Raw genomic sequence first — 15363 nt, 5'->3', positions numbered from 1 at the left:
CAAGAAACATCTCTCGCGAACTGCTCTGGTCCTGACCCCAAGAACGCGTAGAAATCGAAGCAGGTCTTCTCTCGGCACGGTTCTATCATGCCCTACGTGCCGAGGGCCTGCCTGCCAATTGCGTCGATGCTCGTCACGCCGAAGCGGCGCTCGATATGGTAGCCAACAAAACTGACGCGAATGACACAGATGAATTCCCGAATCTAGTGGAGGTCGATTTCCTCCGCGAAGTTCGAGTAAAGGGCTTCGACAGCGTGCATGCTCTCTCGGACATTAGTCGCGGCTCGAACGAAGCTTATGCGCACGGCACTGGACGTGGCAAATCAGATTCAAGGGGTGATAGGGACGTTCGATCTCATTGTTCCGTGCAGTATAGGCGCCAATTTGAGGTACGTGCTCGCTCCCTCCCGGCCTACAAAGTAGGCCTTTCGCAGATAATTCTGCCGTTAAGCGAAGCCTGGCGTAGGCATGAAGGCAAGGTAGTGGCAGGATATATTCAGTTGTAAACATGCTCGTTTTGCAATGGTTTGCTTGATTAAATTTGAGGGGATGCCTCTCTTCCACAAGGCTACCGGTGCTTGAAGATAATTGATTTTAGACAATGCCAAAAAATGATGTGGCTTTGGTACTTGAGGCGAGACAGCGCAATTAGTGTACGTCTTGTTCACTTTGTTAGAGACAAGTCCAAAGGTGGTGTCAACTGGAACTGCTTTACTTTATGCTATCAGGGGACAGATTTATTTTTTTCAGGAAATTGCTTTATGCATTTGATGTGATCTCATTTGTATTTAGGGAAATGTTATATCAGCCAATGCCAGCTTGATATATAGTTAAAAATTTTTTTACATTGAACTTTATTCAAGCGGCGCCTCGGAATATACAAGTATATTTATGGATAAAACACATAATGAAAAGAAATATTATTCAAAGTCAAAGGAAATTAAAGACCGGAGTACAATCATTGATTTTATTTCGGGAACTCAGGCTGGCCATGAAAATCTATGACTTCCTCTAAAGCCGCGCCAATTGCTAGCAAGCGGTTGTCAGAACCTGCACGACCATCAATTTCCATTCCGACGGGTAAACTGTCCGATGTGATAAAAACAGGAAGGCTTAAGCCTGGCAGGCCCGCATTGCTGCTCGGGTCGACGTTTCGCACGTAGATTTTGAAAGTGTTTGCTATCGAACCATTGTGCATGACTGAGCTATCTTGGCCGATGGGTTTGGCTGTCAATGGTGCAGTGGGAAAAAAGATCGCATCTAACCGATATCGCTTGAAGTAGTTTCGGTATGCGGCTTGCAGTTGTGGCCTGAACAACTGAAGCGCTAGCCTATATTCGGCTGGGGAAATTTTCTGCCCTTCGATTTGGGCGCCAATGATATTCGCCACATCCGGGCTGCGAATTGCACTCACAACGTCATTAAGAGACACATTTTCTACAAACTTGCGAAGATATTGCTGGAGAGCGAAAGGGAATTCATAAAGCGCGATCGGCAAGCTGACGCGATTGTTCAGATCTTCCAGGCGCGGGATGTCAGCTTCAACGAAGGTTACACCTTTCTTGGCCAACAACCGGATAGTCGTTTCTGCTGCTAGGGCCACATGAGCATCCAAGTCGTCATAATAATAGCTTGTTGGCAGGCCAAACCGTATTCCTTTCAGGCATACGGGCGGAATTGATGGCGTCCTCTTGGAGATAATTCTATCGAGGAGAATCACATCCGAAACGCTTTGTGCAATAACCCCGGCGGTGTCACGGGTAGGGCTAACAGGGATTATTCGGTCACCTGGATATCGCTGGAGCGTCGGGCGAAATCCTACGACCCCGCACAGAGCTGCGGGCAGACGAACAGATGCGCCAGTATCCGTGCCAATGCCGGCCAACATCAGTCGGCTAGCGACTGCGGCAGCCACGCCGCCACTCGAGCCTCCTGCAATCAAACTTAGGTTCCAGGGATTTCGCACCGCCCCAGTCGCATAGTTGTTACTCGTAATGCCAAACGATAACTCATGCATGTTTCCCGAGGCGCCTGGCAGTGCGCCTGCGGACAAAAGTCGTTGTACGACGCCGGACGGCTTTGCCGGTAAGTGCTGCATCAATGCTGGGGTAGCGGCGCTTGTAGGAAAGATGCCTGTTGCGATATTCGCTTTAAAGCACAGTGGAATGCCGCCCAGCCCAACTCCGGCGCATCCAAGTTGATCCATCCTTCTGGCCCTTTGCTGCAGATGCTCCCAGTCTGTTGCTAGAAGGGCGTTTAGCGACCTTGCAGCTTCGCAACGAGCAATTAACGTTTGGGCCAGTTCGACGCAGGAGTATTCTTTCCTTCTCAGACATTTGAGGGTCTGCGCTAAGGAGCTAATGGGCACCATTGTCTTTTTGGGTTGGGGAAGCTCAGTTGCAGCTAAGGTTGGAGAAATATTCCGTGCTTGATTTAAATCGCACAAATAATTGGAGAGAAAGTCAACTATTACTGCATGTAGCTGAAATTATGGGGCAGCGGTCAAATCGAGATGTCTTTTTTCAAAAAGCAAACAGTGAACTAATTGATTAACCCAGTGATAATTGTGGACTTTGTCGTCCGACAGCACGCCTGATATTTTCGATAATCATTGGGATTTGCGAAAAAGTATATCCCTATCTTCAGCCTATATAGTGGGAGGGCATGTCATCGGTTCTGGGTGCAACAAACGAACTCTACCCTCAAATTATGGCAATGGCAGGTTCATCTCTTCTGGACTCTCAATGCACACAGTCTGACCAAATGATGAGTCTGGCTGAGGTCGATGATGTGGGTGAGCTGCGGAAGCGGCTCGTCGCCGCATTCTTCAAACGACAAGATTCTAGAAAAAGGATAATAGATCAGATTTCTCGCGAGTGCGAGGCTGGGCTGGCATGCAAAAGGTTAGCCACTTTCCCGGAGATCTCAGGTGGTCAGAGGGTCGGAGTCCGTGTGGCGTTCATCTATGTCAGCGAAGAAACGCTGCATGTAATTCTCAAATCGCAATCCTTTGCGCACGCAAACGTCAGTGATTTCGTTGCCATCGACGTTTCGCCGTTTCGCATGGATCTCCCAAGAGCACTCCTTCTACAATCTATCAATTTGCTGGGTGGCAAGAATTTCGCACCCAATGATCTTAGCCATTTCATTGCAATTGCAATTTCCAAGACTGCCGACTCTCGGACACTAAGTATGGCGCCGTTCGGAAAAGGCCTCGTGGAGAGCTTCACCGGGTTCCCCATGGCACTTGAAGCTGAGCAAGCATTTGAGATGGTGGCTTATGGCCGCAACCTGATGCCGAACGCTTGTGCAGATATCTTCCCGACAATTGACTTGCTCTATGACTATAGAGCCTTTTTTGAAAGATGTTCCGCTGCTGGACGGATCGGTTACTTTCCCGAAGGCGTTAGCAAACCAAAAGTGGCGGTGATCGGTGCAGGCATTTCAGGGCTCGTGGTGGCAAGCGAACTGCTTCATGCAGGCGTAGAAGATGTCACGCTGTATGAAGCTAGTAAACGGCTTGGAGGAAAGCTTTGGTCGCATGCTTTCGAGGATGCTCCAAACGTCATAGCCGAAATGGGAGCGATGCGATTTCCTTCCAGTGAATCTTGCTTGTTTTTCTACCTCAGAAGGTATGGCTTGGCTTCGACAGAGCGGTTTCCAAATCCCGGTATTGTCGATACCCAGATAGTCTATGAGGGCCGCCGATACAGCTGGAAGGCGGGCGAGGGGCCACCAAAGTTATTCCATAGCGTGTGGAAGGGTTGGCAAGCGTTCCTGAGGGATGGTTACCTTGATGAAGACATGATGCTGGCTTCCCCAAACGCTATCACGGAGGCTCTGAAATTAGGGTTTTTGCAGCAAGCGCATGAGTTCTGGCAAAGCTGGTTGACGCGTTTCGAGAGGGAATCATTCTCTTCCGGCATAGAAAGAATCTTTTTGGGTGCAAATCCTCCCGGTGGTGAACAATGGAGTTTTCCTCATGACTGGGACCTTTTCAAGCTAATGGGCGTAGGAACAGGTGGGCTTGGTTCAGTTTTTGAAAGCGGCTTTATCGAGATCCTGCGCCTGCTCGTAAACGGTTATGAGGACAATCAGCAACTAAGTTGTGCGGGGATTTCAGAATTGCCCCGCCGGATCGCTTCCGAAGTGCTTCAGGGTGTCTCAGTGTGTGGGCGCGTACGCCATGTTCAAGTCGAAGCAATTGAAAAGGAAAATGCAAGGATCAAAGTGAGGGACAAAGGAGGGGTGTGTGACCTTTATGATAGGGTGGTGGTTACATCCGGGCTTGCAAATATACAACTCCGGCATCTTATGACATCAGATACTACCTTCTTTCGCGCACAGGTAAACGACGCAGTGAACAGCAGCCATATGATTGGTTCATCAAAACTGTTTCTGTTGACTAAGAGAAAATTCTGGCTCGACCACCTACTGCCGCCGTGTCTTCTCACCACCGGGATTGCTAAAGCAACCTACTGCTTGGATTATGAGCCGCAGAATCCGGAGGGAAGTGGACTGGTACTAATTAGCTATACATGGGAGGATGATTCCCATAGGCTCTTGGCTGTTCCGGATAAGAAAGAGCGGTTAGGTTTGCTGCGGAAGGACATCGAGGGAGTATTTCCAGACTTTGCTAAGCACCTGCATCCTGTCAATGCTGATTATGATCGAAATGTGATTCAACATGATTGGTTGACTGATGAGAACGCCGGTGGAGCTTTCAAACTCAATAGGCGTGGTGATGATGTTTACTCTCAAAGACTTTTCTTTCAACCATTAGACCTGATGCATGACACAGGGGTTTACCTAGCAGGCTGTAGTTGTTCCTTCACTGGAGGCTGGGTGGACGGTGCAATTCAGACGGCGTGTAATGCCGCATGTGCTGTAATCCATCATTCCGGAGGAATACTCGAAGAGGGCAATCCTATAGTACACAGCTGGGAAAAATATATCTACCGAGAGAAGTTGGTTAAACCCACCCGGGAATGTATAATATCTCTGTCTCGATGTATTTCGTGTTTAAAAAATTCCTTTTAATTGTAGTTTTTGTTAAAAATTCGGTATATCTTATTTTTAGTTTAACAAAGCGGTGAAAATGTAATGCAGCAATTGAAGATCTTTCAAAGAAATTGAAGAAGGTTTATGAATATAGGAGAACTAATTTTCTTGATTGCAAATAAAAATGTTATTATCCTAGGATAATGCAGAACACTATTTATGCATAAAAATGAAACATATTTTAAATCTTCATAAGATAAAATTGTCACACATAATGGTTCATTGAGTTTCATATAATGCCCCGTCACAGTCGGCTCGACTCTTATTCGATATCCCGTAGAGCATAACTGAAGCACACGTCGAACGTTAAATCTCAGCAGCCATTGAGAGCATTAACGATAGCATATCGGTCCGCGCCACCTAGGTTTACCGAAGCAAGAGTCCTGCCAGTTTCAAAGAGGTTCTCTTTGAGGATTTCGCTCGTCTCCGTTATAATTGACTTCATTGTCGGAACCTGCACCCCGGCCACCTCTGCTATTTGAACCCAGAGAACCATGATGTGCTTGACATCCTCCGTAAGGTAGCGGTGATGCACAGTCGTGGGCGTGTTTATCTCTGCATAACCCGCAAAGGTCTCATAGAATACCTTCGAGTTATTCGCTTCGCCACCATACCACTTTTTGGAATATCCAAAGTCTGTATCAGATTCGAGACCGAGCGCTTCAACAATCGCAAGGCGTTCATTGTCCACAGCGATAACCCTTTCAATAGCTCGCGGCACAAAATATCTGTAGAACTTAGGAAGTGGGTTTATTCCGCGTTCAATCATATCCTTCGCCTCAATGATTCCAGGGGGATGCGCACAAGGGTTGGTATTCGAGAAAAATATCGACGCGACATCTCGATACCACTGCAGTTGATTCGGAAAGATTGCCCCCAAACGACTTTTAACGCCGTCTGCAAGTTCCCGTGTTGTTGCAACTTCGAAGGTGGATTTCAAGGCAAGCATGTGAACGCACTTTCCCGTCCGGCGGCAGGCATAGGGGGATGTTGTTGACTCTATGACTGCAGCAGGTGAATGGCTCGGAAACAAGATTCTCCGGCACGACAGCGAGGTTGCACTGCCCGGCAACCCAACAAGTATGCAGTTACTCAAATCGAAGTTGAGCAATTGGCGAATAATCCCCTCATGCCCCAAGGTTGGGACTGTCAGAAAAATGAATTCCGCGTTCGATATAGCGGCTTCGAGATCATCCAGCAGGATCGGAGTGAAGCTACCTCCATAATTGGGGCCGATCAGTTCTAGAGTACCTAGGGCACGGACATCATTGAAATTCCTCCTATTGAAAGGTGGTGACCAGATGACAGCCCTAAATTCGCCGCCGAGCCTGCAGGCGACATCACCGGCAAGGGTGAGAGCAAGATTTCCGGCTCCAAGGATTGCTATCTTGGCCATTTTAGTCTGAACTCAAAGGTGCTGTGCTGGATAAATCCTCTTCCTACGCCTTCAAATAGAGGAGATGCACGTGATCCTTATCCTTTCAAGGTGTCGACGTGGCATTGTGCCTTATCAGGCAGACCGGTCACATCATATTCAAAGACGCGCCTCGATGCCCTCAATTGTTTATTAGATAATGTTGGCTGTATGGAAATATGGGTTCACGAAAACGACCCGCGAACGGTTCATCATCGCAGACCAATTCTTCCTTGAATATGAGCGCTAAAGTTTCTGCTGAATTAAAGTCTATATCTGGCTAACGACGTGTGACAGGATCTATCTTTTTGTCATGTTCGTTAATTCGTTCGTTCCTATGTTAATCCGTTCTTTTATAAGTTCGGATGTTGTCTGCCTGCCCCTAAGCTCCCTGCGGCCGGAAGACCACACGTTTTGGTCGTTGTGACCTTGCCCCCAAGCTTATTTCCAGAGCCCTTGTTAGCAGGATCTAACGCATCGCAATCCGTGTCGAGGATTTCGCCATCACGCAACTCAATGACGCGCGTGGCAATAGCACCGACGATATTGAGATCGTGAGTGATGAAGAGACACGCGATATGCTCGGCCACTTGGAGGCGCAACAGTAGTGCGAGAACTTCACGTGCCACAAGGGCGTCCAAGGCTGACGTCGGTTCGTCGCAAATCAGAACCCGCGGCCGCGCGGCCAGAGCGCGAGCAATGGCAACACGTTGTTTTTGGCCTCCCGAAAGTTCGCCAGGGAAACGATTGACTAAGTCGCGACTGAGTTCAACTTGATCAAGCACCTCCTCGATGCGATCAATCCGTTCCCGCCCACGAAGATTTTCGTAAAGCGCAAATGGTCGACCGAGAATCTCCGAAACCTTTTGCCTCGGATTGAGCGCGGTATCTGGCGTTTGGTGTATTGTTTGGACCGCCCGGCGATCCCTGAGTGATCGCTCGTGGATGGACGCAGCCAAAGGCCGACCGTCGAGGAGAATATGTCCGCCAGTCGGCTGCAGCAGACCGTTCAGGACGCGTCCAAGCGTAGACTTGCCGGAACCGGACTTTCCAACAAGGGCAACCGTCTCACCCCGGCCAATACTAAGTGATACCTGTCGAACTGCCGGGGCGCCGTTGTAGCCGGCACTGATGTCGCAAAGCTCAACGACAGACTCCCCTGCCGCAATTGGGCGAGAGAAGTGCAGATCAGCGGCGGATGTCAGCGCCTTCGTGTAAGGATCCACGGGGCGGCGCATAATGGTTGCTGCTGGTCCTTTTTCGACGCTGCGCCCCTGCCTTAGCACGTGGACGTCGTCGGCGATTTCGGCGACGAGCGGCAGATCGTGGCTGATATAGATGGCCCCCGTCGACTCCACGGCAATGGCCTTGCGGATTGCGGTTACCACCTCGCGCTGCGTTGTGACGTCGAGGGCGGTCGTGGGTTCATCAAATATAATCAGATCCGGCTTCCCGCAGAGTGCCATCGCGGTCATGGCGCGCTGCAATTGCCCCCCCGATACTTCGTGCGGATAGCGCGTTGCGATCGTCTTGGCATTCAGGCCGAGGACATCGAGTAGAGCGGCGGCCCGCTCTATGGCTGCCGCCCGGGTTGTCTGACGGCCGCGCATACTCGACTCAATGATCTGATCAAGAAGTCGGAAAGCAGGATTGAACGCGGCGGCGGCGGATTGCGCGACATAGGCGATCCGGCGGCCGCGAAGAACTCGGCGCTGAGTTTCAGTCTGGTCGAACAAGTTGGCGCCGTCGAAGTTGACCGTTCCACCAACAAGCTCGGTCCCTGGTCGTAAATATCCAAGTGCCGCAAGACCTATCGTTGACTTGCCGGCTCCAGACTCGCCGATAAGGCCCAGAACTTCGCCGCGCCCGACGTTGAGTGAGACGTCGTCAACAATAAGGGTTGAATTGGCGCGGCTCGTCGCGCCGATCGTCAGGTTGCGTAGCTCGAGGAGGTTGATCGTGCTCATGGCTTAGGTCTTCCACCTCGGTTTGCGGAAACCCAGTCCACGAGCGTCGTAACTGCCAAGGCGAGCGCAGCGATGGCGGCGCCCGGAACGAGGGCTGCCGTGATCCCGAACAGAAGACCATCCTTGTTCTCCTTGATGAGACTTCCCCAGTCTGCCACCGGCGGCTGCACACCGAGCCCCAAAAAAGATAATGTCGACAGAAAAAGGACGGAGAAAATGAAGCGCAAACCAAATTCCGCAAGCAGGGGCGTGATCGCGTTTGGCAGAATTTCGCGTCGTATAATCCATTGGGTGGTCTCGCCACGTAGGTAAGCTGCCTCAACGTAGTCGAGTGCAGCCGTATCGGCGGCGATCAGGCGTGCCAGGCGAAAGAAGCGGGTCGCCTCCACCAGCGCGATGATTGACACGATGAAGGCGATAGAGCGGGGCAGGATCGTGAGGAGAACCATCGCCAGAACGAGGGTTGGCATCGCCATTACGAGATCGACGACACGCGATAGCCCCGTGTCAAGCCAGCCTTTGCGTAAGCCCGCAAGAAAGCCGAGACCGGAGCCCACGACGAACGCAATCAACACGGCTGCTCCGGCAGTCAGGATGGTGACACGTGCACCCCAAACGAAACGCGACAAGAGATCGCGGCCGATCATGTCGGTGCCGAACGGGCTGGAAACGGATGGCGGATCCCAGCTTGTACCTACGATCTCATTGACGCCGTGAGGTGCGACCAGCGGTGCGAAGACGATGACGATCAGGCAAAAAACGAGGGTCAGGACCGATAGCGCGACGGAAAACGGTAGTCTGATGTTCATCATGCAAACCGCAAACGTGGGTTGGAGAGGACGGAAAGGACATCGGCGCACAGGTTTAGCCCGATGTAGACGCCGGCGAACAGCAGCGACGTGGCCTGAACGACCGGAACGTCGCGGTTGACCACGCTGTCGACCATGAATTGTCCCATGCCGGGATAGACAAAGATCACTTCAACCACGACCACGCCGGCAACAAGGTATGCGAGATTGACAAAGACGACGTTGATGATTGGCGAGAAGGCGTTCGGCAGCGCGTGGCGCCAGACGACCGTGGCGTGTGGAATACCCTTCAGAGCTGCCATCTCGATAAAGGGCTTGCCCATCACGTCGAGCACCGACGCACGTACCATTGTGGTTATGTGGCCTGTGACGACGATAACGAGAGTGAGGCAGGGCAGCGCAATTGCCTCGATCCTGTCTACAAAACCCATATGCGCGAAGACAGTGCTGCTGCTTGCGAACCAGCCAAGCGAAATCGAAAGTGTATAGATCAAAAGGTAACCGACGAAAAATTCTGGCAAGGCCACGAAGGGTCGCGTCAGCAACGCGATCGTCCGGTCGACGAACCCGCCACAATAGCGAACGGAAAGAAGGCCGAGGAACACCGAGAGCGGCACTGCGACGATAGCCGCGGCCCCGGCGAGGAACAGCGTGTTGCCGAGCCTTGCACCGATGCTATCCGCAACGCTTCTCCCGTTCAGCAGGCTCGAGCCGAGATCGCCGTGAACGAAAGCAGTCAACCAGTTGAAGTACCGGATGATCAGGGGCTCGTTGAGCCCGAGCCTCTCGCGCATTTCGGCAAGTGCGACCGGCGTTGCCGAGCGCCCCAAAATCGCGGTTGCCGCATCCCCAGGCAGCAGTTCACTGCCGATAAAGACCAGGCTCGACAGGACAAGCAGCAGGCCAAGACCCGCACCCAGGCGCCCGAGCACATAGCGTGCGAGACCGCGGCGCCTGCTGGGGCGATGCAATACGGAAATATCCGGCGGGGCAATGACCATTGCTACGTCTCCAGGAAGAGAGCCAGTTGGCCTCTGATGGCGTCAGCTGTCGAACCAGACTTTTTCGGCGGTACGTGCCCCGACCTGACCTGGAATTGACTTGAAGCCTTGCAGGTCGGAGACGGAAGCACTGATCTTCGCGGCGTAGGCCGGAATTACCGAACTGTTTTGCTCGACGATCAGCACCTGGGCATCATGGTAAAGCCTCTTGCGCTTGTTCTCATCGAGCTCACCGCGCGCGGCCAGCACCAGTTCGTCGAAGGCTTTGTTTTTCCAGCCGGACTCGTTCCACGGCGCATCGGAGAGATAGATCAACGACAGCATGGCGTCGGCTGTTGCACGCGCGGCCCAGCCCGAGGCTACGAATGGATGTTTAAGCCATACGTCGTTCCAGTAGCCATCGGCTGGCACGCGGTTGACCTCGAAGGGGATGCCAATCTTATCCGCGGATTGCTGATAGAGCTGTGCGGCATCGAGTGCTCCGGAGAAGGTCGCACCATCGGCTGCCGACAGGACGATTTTGTCGGCATAGCCGGCCTTCTTCCAATGATAGGCAGCCTTTTCCGGATCGTAGGCGTGCTTTGGCACGTCGTTCGTGAAGTAGCGGTTCGACGGGAAGATCGGATTGTCGTTGGAGACTGTTCCGGCGCCATTGAGGATCGATTTGACGATCTGCTCACGGTCAATGGCGTATTTGAGCGCCAACTGGACATCGAGGTTTTTGAACGGGTCGGCGTCGGCGCGTCCGACAAAGAGGATGATCGAGGAATCCGCTTCGGTGTGGAGCGTGATGCCTTGCTGGCTCTTTAGACGTTGTGCAACACGAGATTCGACGTTGTTAACAAGATGGACCGATTTGCTAAGCAGGGCGGCAACGCGCGCTGACTTGTCGTTATAGGCCACCGTCTCAACCGAATCGACGTGTCCTCTTTCGGGGTCCCAATAATTCGCATTGCGCTTTGCAAGCGTGCGAACGCCCGGCTGAAAGTCTTCGAGGACAAAGGCGCCCGTACCAATGCCCTTGTCGAAGTTTTCGCCATCCGGCGTGATGCCGAAATGCACATCGCCGAGCAGGTACGGGAAATCCGCATTGGGGCCACTAAGTTTGAAGGTGACCTCGTTCGGCGCCGACTTCACGATATCGGTGACGGTTAAGAGATAGCCTTTCCCGGCGGATTCCGATTTCTCTCCACGGTGATGATTGAGCGAATAGATGACGTCCTCGGGTGTCAGCTCTTTGCCGTTGTGGAACTGGACGCCCTTCCGAAGGCGGAAAATCCATTCGCTGCCGTTCTTGGCCGGCTCCCAGCTATCGGCAAGGCCTGCTCGCAGACTCCCGTCGTCGTTGAGGTCGGTGAGCGTGTCAAAGAGCTGCAGACCGACGTTATAGGTATAGTCTTCAAAGTAATAGGCGGGATCGAGGCGGTCGGATGTGGAGGCGTTGTCGATGCCGAGCACCAGATGTCCGCCCTTCTTCGGACCTGCGGCCAAAGCCGCACCTGGCAGGAGCAGCGCGCCTGCGGCGACGGCGGCGCTTGCTCGGAGGAACGAACGGCGATCGAGTTCGAGCGATGTGTCGAGGCTGAAATGTCGTGTCATAAGGGGGATCCTAGGTAAGATCAAATTCAAGCAGCGGCCGGCTGCGGGTCGAAAGTTTGTCGTAACACAGCGATATGTTCGGGTCCGATGCCGCAGCACCCACCTATGATGGTTGCTCCTGCATCGACCCATCGCCGAGCGAATAACAGGTAGCCGGGAGGATCGAGATCGTAGCGCAGTCCGCTCAATCCCTCATTCGCAGCCAGTTGCTTTCCTGATTCCGGCTTCGGCACGAAGGCGTTGGCATAGACGCCTATTGGGGTCGTGAAGCCATACGTAATAAATGCCTCGCGCGCGGTCTTGACCGCAGCCTCCATGATCTCCGCCTGGCTGCAGTTAAACAGCAGCGTTGCAGCGCCGAGCTGGACTGCCTTGACGGCAGCATCCGCCACAGCCTCACCCGATCGCAAGGTCGGCTTAACGTGGCCGGCGACAACGTCGGCCACCCCCTTGGTGTCGTCCAACGTGAAGGAAATCCACAGTGGTCTAGTGTCAGCACCGAGGACGGCCCGGATCGTCTCGACCTCGGAGACGGAGCTCTGGGTCTCCGCGAGCCAGAAATCAACGTGAGGAGCGAGGTCTTCGATCAGGACGCCGAGGATCGCGGGTGCCCTTTTCGCGTCGAACAAATCGGGACGATACGAGCCGAATACAGGCGGGAGCGATCCAGCAACGCGGACATGATGAGGGGCCTTCAGCGCGGCGGATCGGGCAATGCGCCCCGAACGCTCCGCCAGAGCGAGTCCGTCGTCGGCAAAGCGCTCGTCACCGATGTGAAATGGGACCAGTGCGTAGCTGTTGGTGGTGATCACTTCAGCGCCCGCGGCAACGAACGTGTCGTGTGCCCTCTCGACGAATTCAGGTGCCTCGATGAGCGAAAGTGCGGACCACTCGGGTTGCCGGAACGGTGCGCCGCTCCTAAGCAACTCTCGCCCCATGCCGCCGTCTAAGATTGTGATTTTTGATGACATGCTGCTTCCTGGTTTGGACGTTAGAACCGCACTTCGTTGCGTTAAGAGAAGCACATTGGTAGGGAGGCGCCTTCGATCTTTAAAGTGCATATTTTCTATAGATTATAGTGATTAAAGAAAAATCACCTCTTAAGTATAAAAGCGGTCCACGACGACTTGACGATTGGGCAAGCGACGGCATCCGTCAGTATTGACGGCGCCGTCGCCACCCATGCGAAGAGAAGCTTTCCCTCGTTCTTCTCCGCGACATGACTTTTATACTTCTGCAGTCTCTGCTGTTGGTCCGCTATGTCGCTATCTGCTCCCAACAACCTCCAGTGTCTTCCCACAGCGCAAAAGCATGCCATACAGGTCTCTCGGCTCGTCCGGGTCGGCCAGGAGGTCCAGCTCTGTGAACATTCCGAATTCGCTGATTTTGTCGCGAACGTAACGCAACGCCGAGAAATCCTCGATTGCGAAGCCGACGCTGTCGAACATCGTGATCTGGCGGTCACCGGCACGCCCCGTCGCATCACCGGTCATGACCTGCCAAAGCTCGGTCACCGGGTGCGAACGCGGAAGCTGCTGAATGTCGCCCTCGATCCAGGTCTGTGGTGGATACTCCACGAAAATGTCGGAGCGCAGCAGCACCTCTTTGCTGATTTCTGTCTTTCCAGGGCAATCTCCGCCGACCGCATTGATATGGACACCTGGCCCGACATGGTTGTCGGAAAGGATAGTGGCGAATTGCTTGTCGGCCGTCACCGTCGTGATGATATCGGCACCCTCGACAGCCTCGGCGACGGAGCCACATTCAACAATGTTGAAGCCAAGCCCTGTGAGGTTTCGCGTGCATTTCCTGGTAGCCGAAGCGTCTATATCGAACAGCCTGAGTTCCTGAATTCCGACAATGGCCCTGAAGGCCCGGGCCTGGAATTCGCTTTGCGCGCCGTTACCGATGATGGCCATCGTGTTCGAGTTGGACCGCGCGAGATACTTCGCAGCGAGAGCGGATGTCGCTGCCGTGCGAAGTGCGGTGAGTATCGTCATTTCCGAAAGAAGCAACGGATAGCCGTTGCCAACATCCGACAGAACGCCGAAGGCCGTCACCGTTTGACGGCCTTGATGTGTGTTCTTCGGATGACCGTTGACATATTTAAAGCCGTAGAGCGCGCCATCGCTGGTTGGCATCAGCTCGATAACGCCCTCTTGCGAATGGCTACCAACGCGCGGCGTCTTGTCGAAGATCGGCCAACGGCGAAAATCCTTCTCGATCTCAGCGGCGAGTTCGGTCAGGAAAGCGTCGATACCCACTTTGAGCACCAGCTTCATCATGTGGTCGACACTGACGAAGGGAACCACGTTCAGTTTCGGGTCGATTGGCATTCTTCCTCCGGTTTTTCGAGGTTAATTTCAGGCTGCGCGCGTCGGTCGGTCCATGACCCGCTTGCCCATGAGACTTGCTACGAGATCGACGATCAGCCTCGCGGTCTTTCCGCGCTCATCAAGGAACGGGTTCAGTTCGACGAGGTCCAGACTGCTGACGAGGCCGCTATCGTGGAGCATTTCCATGATGAGGTGCGCCTCGCGGAACGTAGCTCCCCCAGGAACAGTGGTCCCGACGCCAGGCGCAATGTCGGGATCGAGGAAATCGACATCAAAGCTTACATGCAGCATTCCATTTGCCGCGCGGACGCGCTCGAGAAATTGCTGCGTTACACCTGCGACGCCACGTTCGTCGATCGCGCGCATGTCGTGGATCGTTATCGCCGAGGATCGCAGCGCATCTCTTTCGGCAGGATCCACGCTCCGGATACCGATCATGCACAGGTTTTCGGGCTGGACGGAATGATTAAGCGCTGGATAGAAGCCTTCGAAGCCACGCCGACCGGTATAGTAGGCGACGGGCGTGCCGTGCAGGTTTCCGCTGACCGTCGTTTCCAATGTGTGGAAATCGGTATGGGCATCAAGCCAAAGCACAAAGAGTGGGCGGCCGGTTTCCGAAGCACGCCGTGCTATCCCCGGTACGGTGCCAGCCGAGATCGTGTGATCCCCGCCAAGAAAGATCGGCATGCTGTCGCGGCTGTGCTCATAGGCAGCGGCTGAAAGCAGCTTGATCCACGCCGCTGTTTCGCCGAGGTGATGGACGGAAGCATTGGGATGGGCGATGTCATGAACAACCTTTGGACCTATATTGCCAATGTCCCGGACCCTGTGTCCCAGCTCCTCAAGCGCCGCGGCGAGACCGGCGATCCTGAGCGCGCCGGGCCCCATCTCACATCCGAGATGCCCTGCTCCGATTTGTAGCGGCGCTCCGATCAACGTGCATTCCATAGAGGTCTCCAACAACGACCGCGATACAGCGGTCTCTTCAACAGGCTTTCGGGCTTCAGTAATGAGCAGTGGCTATGAGTTCGATCAGCGTTGTGTCACCAAGGTCGGCAACGCCGATGGTCGCGCGGGCAGGCAACTCCTCCGGAGCAAACCATTCCTTCCAGACAGCATCCATTTGCGGCTTCACGTTCATGTCGGTGATAAAGATCGTGGCGGACAGAAGGTTGG

General features: G+C 53.6%; 11 protein-coding genes and 1 pseudogene. 2 read left to right on the top strand and 10 right to left on the bottom strand.

Features of this window, described 5'->3' with window-relative positions:
* Positions 1 to 41 precede the first annotated feature (41 nt).
* Positions 42 to 461 (top strand): annotated as a pseudogene (locus O8B93_RS11105) (IS110 family transposase); the annotation flags it as partial.
* Positions 462 to 967: 506 nt separating this feature from the next.
* Here the strand turns inward: O8B93_RS11105 and iaaH are convergent.
* Positions 968 to 2371 carry an indoleacetamide hydrolase gene (iaaH, locus tag O8B93_RS11100; RefSeq protein WP_269709952.1) on the bottom strand — a complete coding sequence of 468 codons (1404 nt, stop codon included), beginning with the start codon at positions 2369 to 2371 and terminating at the stop codon, positions 968 to 970.
* A gap of 293 nt (positions 2372 to 2664) precedes the next feature.
* Between iaaH and O8B93_RS11095 the strand changes: the two genes are divergently transcribed.
* On the top strand, positions 2665 to 5040 hold the full coding sequence (locus O8B93_RS11095) for an FAD-dependent oxidoreductase (RefSeq protein ID WP_269709950.1): 2376 nt from the start codon (positions 2665 to 2667) through the stop codon (positions 5038 to 5040).
* Positions 5041 to 5374: 334 nt separating this feature from the next.
* Here the strand turns inward: O8B93_RS11095 and O8B93_RS11090 are convergent, their stop codons facing one another.
* The 9 genes from O8B93_RS11090 to O8B93_RS11050 form a co-directional block, all read right to left on the bottom strand.
* Positions 5375 to 6457, bottom strand: a complete 1083-nt coding sequence (locus tag O8B93_RS11090) for an NAD/NADP octopine/nopaline dehydrogenase family protein (protein WP_269709948.1) — start codon at positions 6455 to 6457, stop codon at positions 5375 to 5377.
* Positions 6458 to 6828: 371 nt separating this feature from the next.
* Positions 6829 to 8442: an ABC transporter ATP-binding protein gene (locus O8B93_RS11085; RefSeq protein ID WP_269709946.1), complete on the bottom strand. Its 1614-nt coding sequence runs from the start codon at positions 8440 to 8442 to the stop codon at positions 6829 to 6831.
* Positions 8439 to 9251 (bottom strand): ABC transporter permease, encoded by an 813-nt coding sequence (locus tag O8B93_RS11080; protein ID WP_269710298.1) that lies wholly within the window; start codon positions 9249 to 9251, stop codon positions 8439 to 8441. The genes O8B93_RS11085 and O8B93_RS11080 overlap by 4 nt, the downstream gene beginning before the upstream one ends.
* Complete coding sequence (locus tag O8B93_RS11075) at positions 9251 to 10252, bottom strand: ABC transporter permease (RefSeq protein WP_269709944.1); 1002 nt, start codon at positions 10250 to 10252, stop codon at positions 9251 to 9253. Before O8B93_RS11075 ends, O8B93_RS11080 begins: the two co-directional genes overlap by 1 nt.
* Positions 10253 to 10294: 42 nt before the next feature.
* The gene (locus O8B93_RS11070) at positions 10295 to 11851 is read right to left on the bottom strand and encodes an ABC transporter substrate-binding protein (RefSeq protein WP_269709942.1); all 1557 of its coding nucleotides are present in this window, start codon (positions 11849 to 11851) and stop codon (positions 10295 to 10297) included.
* 26 nt (positions 11852 to 11877) lie between these two features.
* On the bottom strand, positions 11878 to 12822 hold the full coding sequence (locus tag O8B93_RS11065; RefSeq protein WP_269709940.1) for a homocysteine S-methyltransferase family protein: 945 nt from the start codon (positions 12820 to 12822) through the stop codon (positions 11878 to 11880).
* A 294-nt stretch (positions 12823 to 13116) separates the two neighbouring features.
* Positions 13117 to 14187, bottom strand: a complete 1071-nt coding sequence (locus O8B93_RS11060; RefSeq protein ID WP_269709937.1) for an ornithine cyclodeaminase — start codon at positions 14185 to 14187, stop codon at positions 13117 to 13119.
* 27 nt (positions 14188 to 14214) lie between these two features.
* Positions 14215 to 15135 carry an arginase gene (gene rocF / locus O8B93_RS11055; protein ID WP_269709935.1) on the bottom strand — a complete coding sequence of 307 codons (921 nt, stop codon included), beginning with the start codon at positions 15133 to 15135 and terminating at the stop codon, positions 14215 to 14217.
* 55 nt (positions 15136 to 15190) lie between these two features.
* Positions 15191 to 15355 (bottom strand): Rid family hydrolase, encoded by a 165-nt coding sequence (locus O8B93_RS11050; RefSeq protein WP_269710297.1) that lies wholly within the window; start codon positions 15353 to 15355, stop codon positions 15191 to 15193.
* Positions 15356 to 15363: the final 8 nt, after the last annotated feature.

This window comes from Martinezella rhizogenes (assembly GCF_027460065.1).
In the GTDB taxonomy this organism is placed as follows: Bacteria; Pseudomonadota; Alphaproteobacteria; order Rhizobiales; family Rhizobiaceae; genus Agrobacterium; species Agrobacterium rhizogenes_C.
Note: the sequence above shows the minus strand (reverse complement) of the source record. Positions and strands in the feature narration are given on the sequence as shown.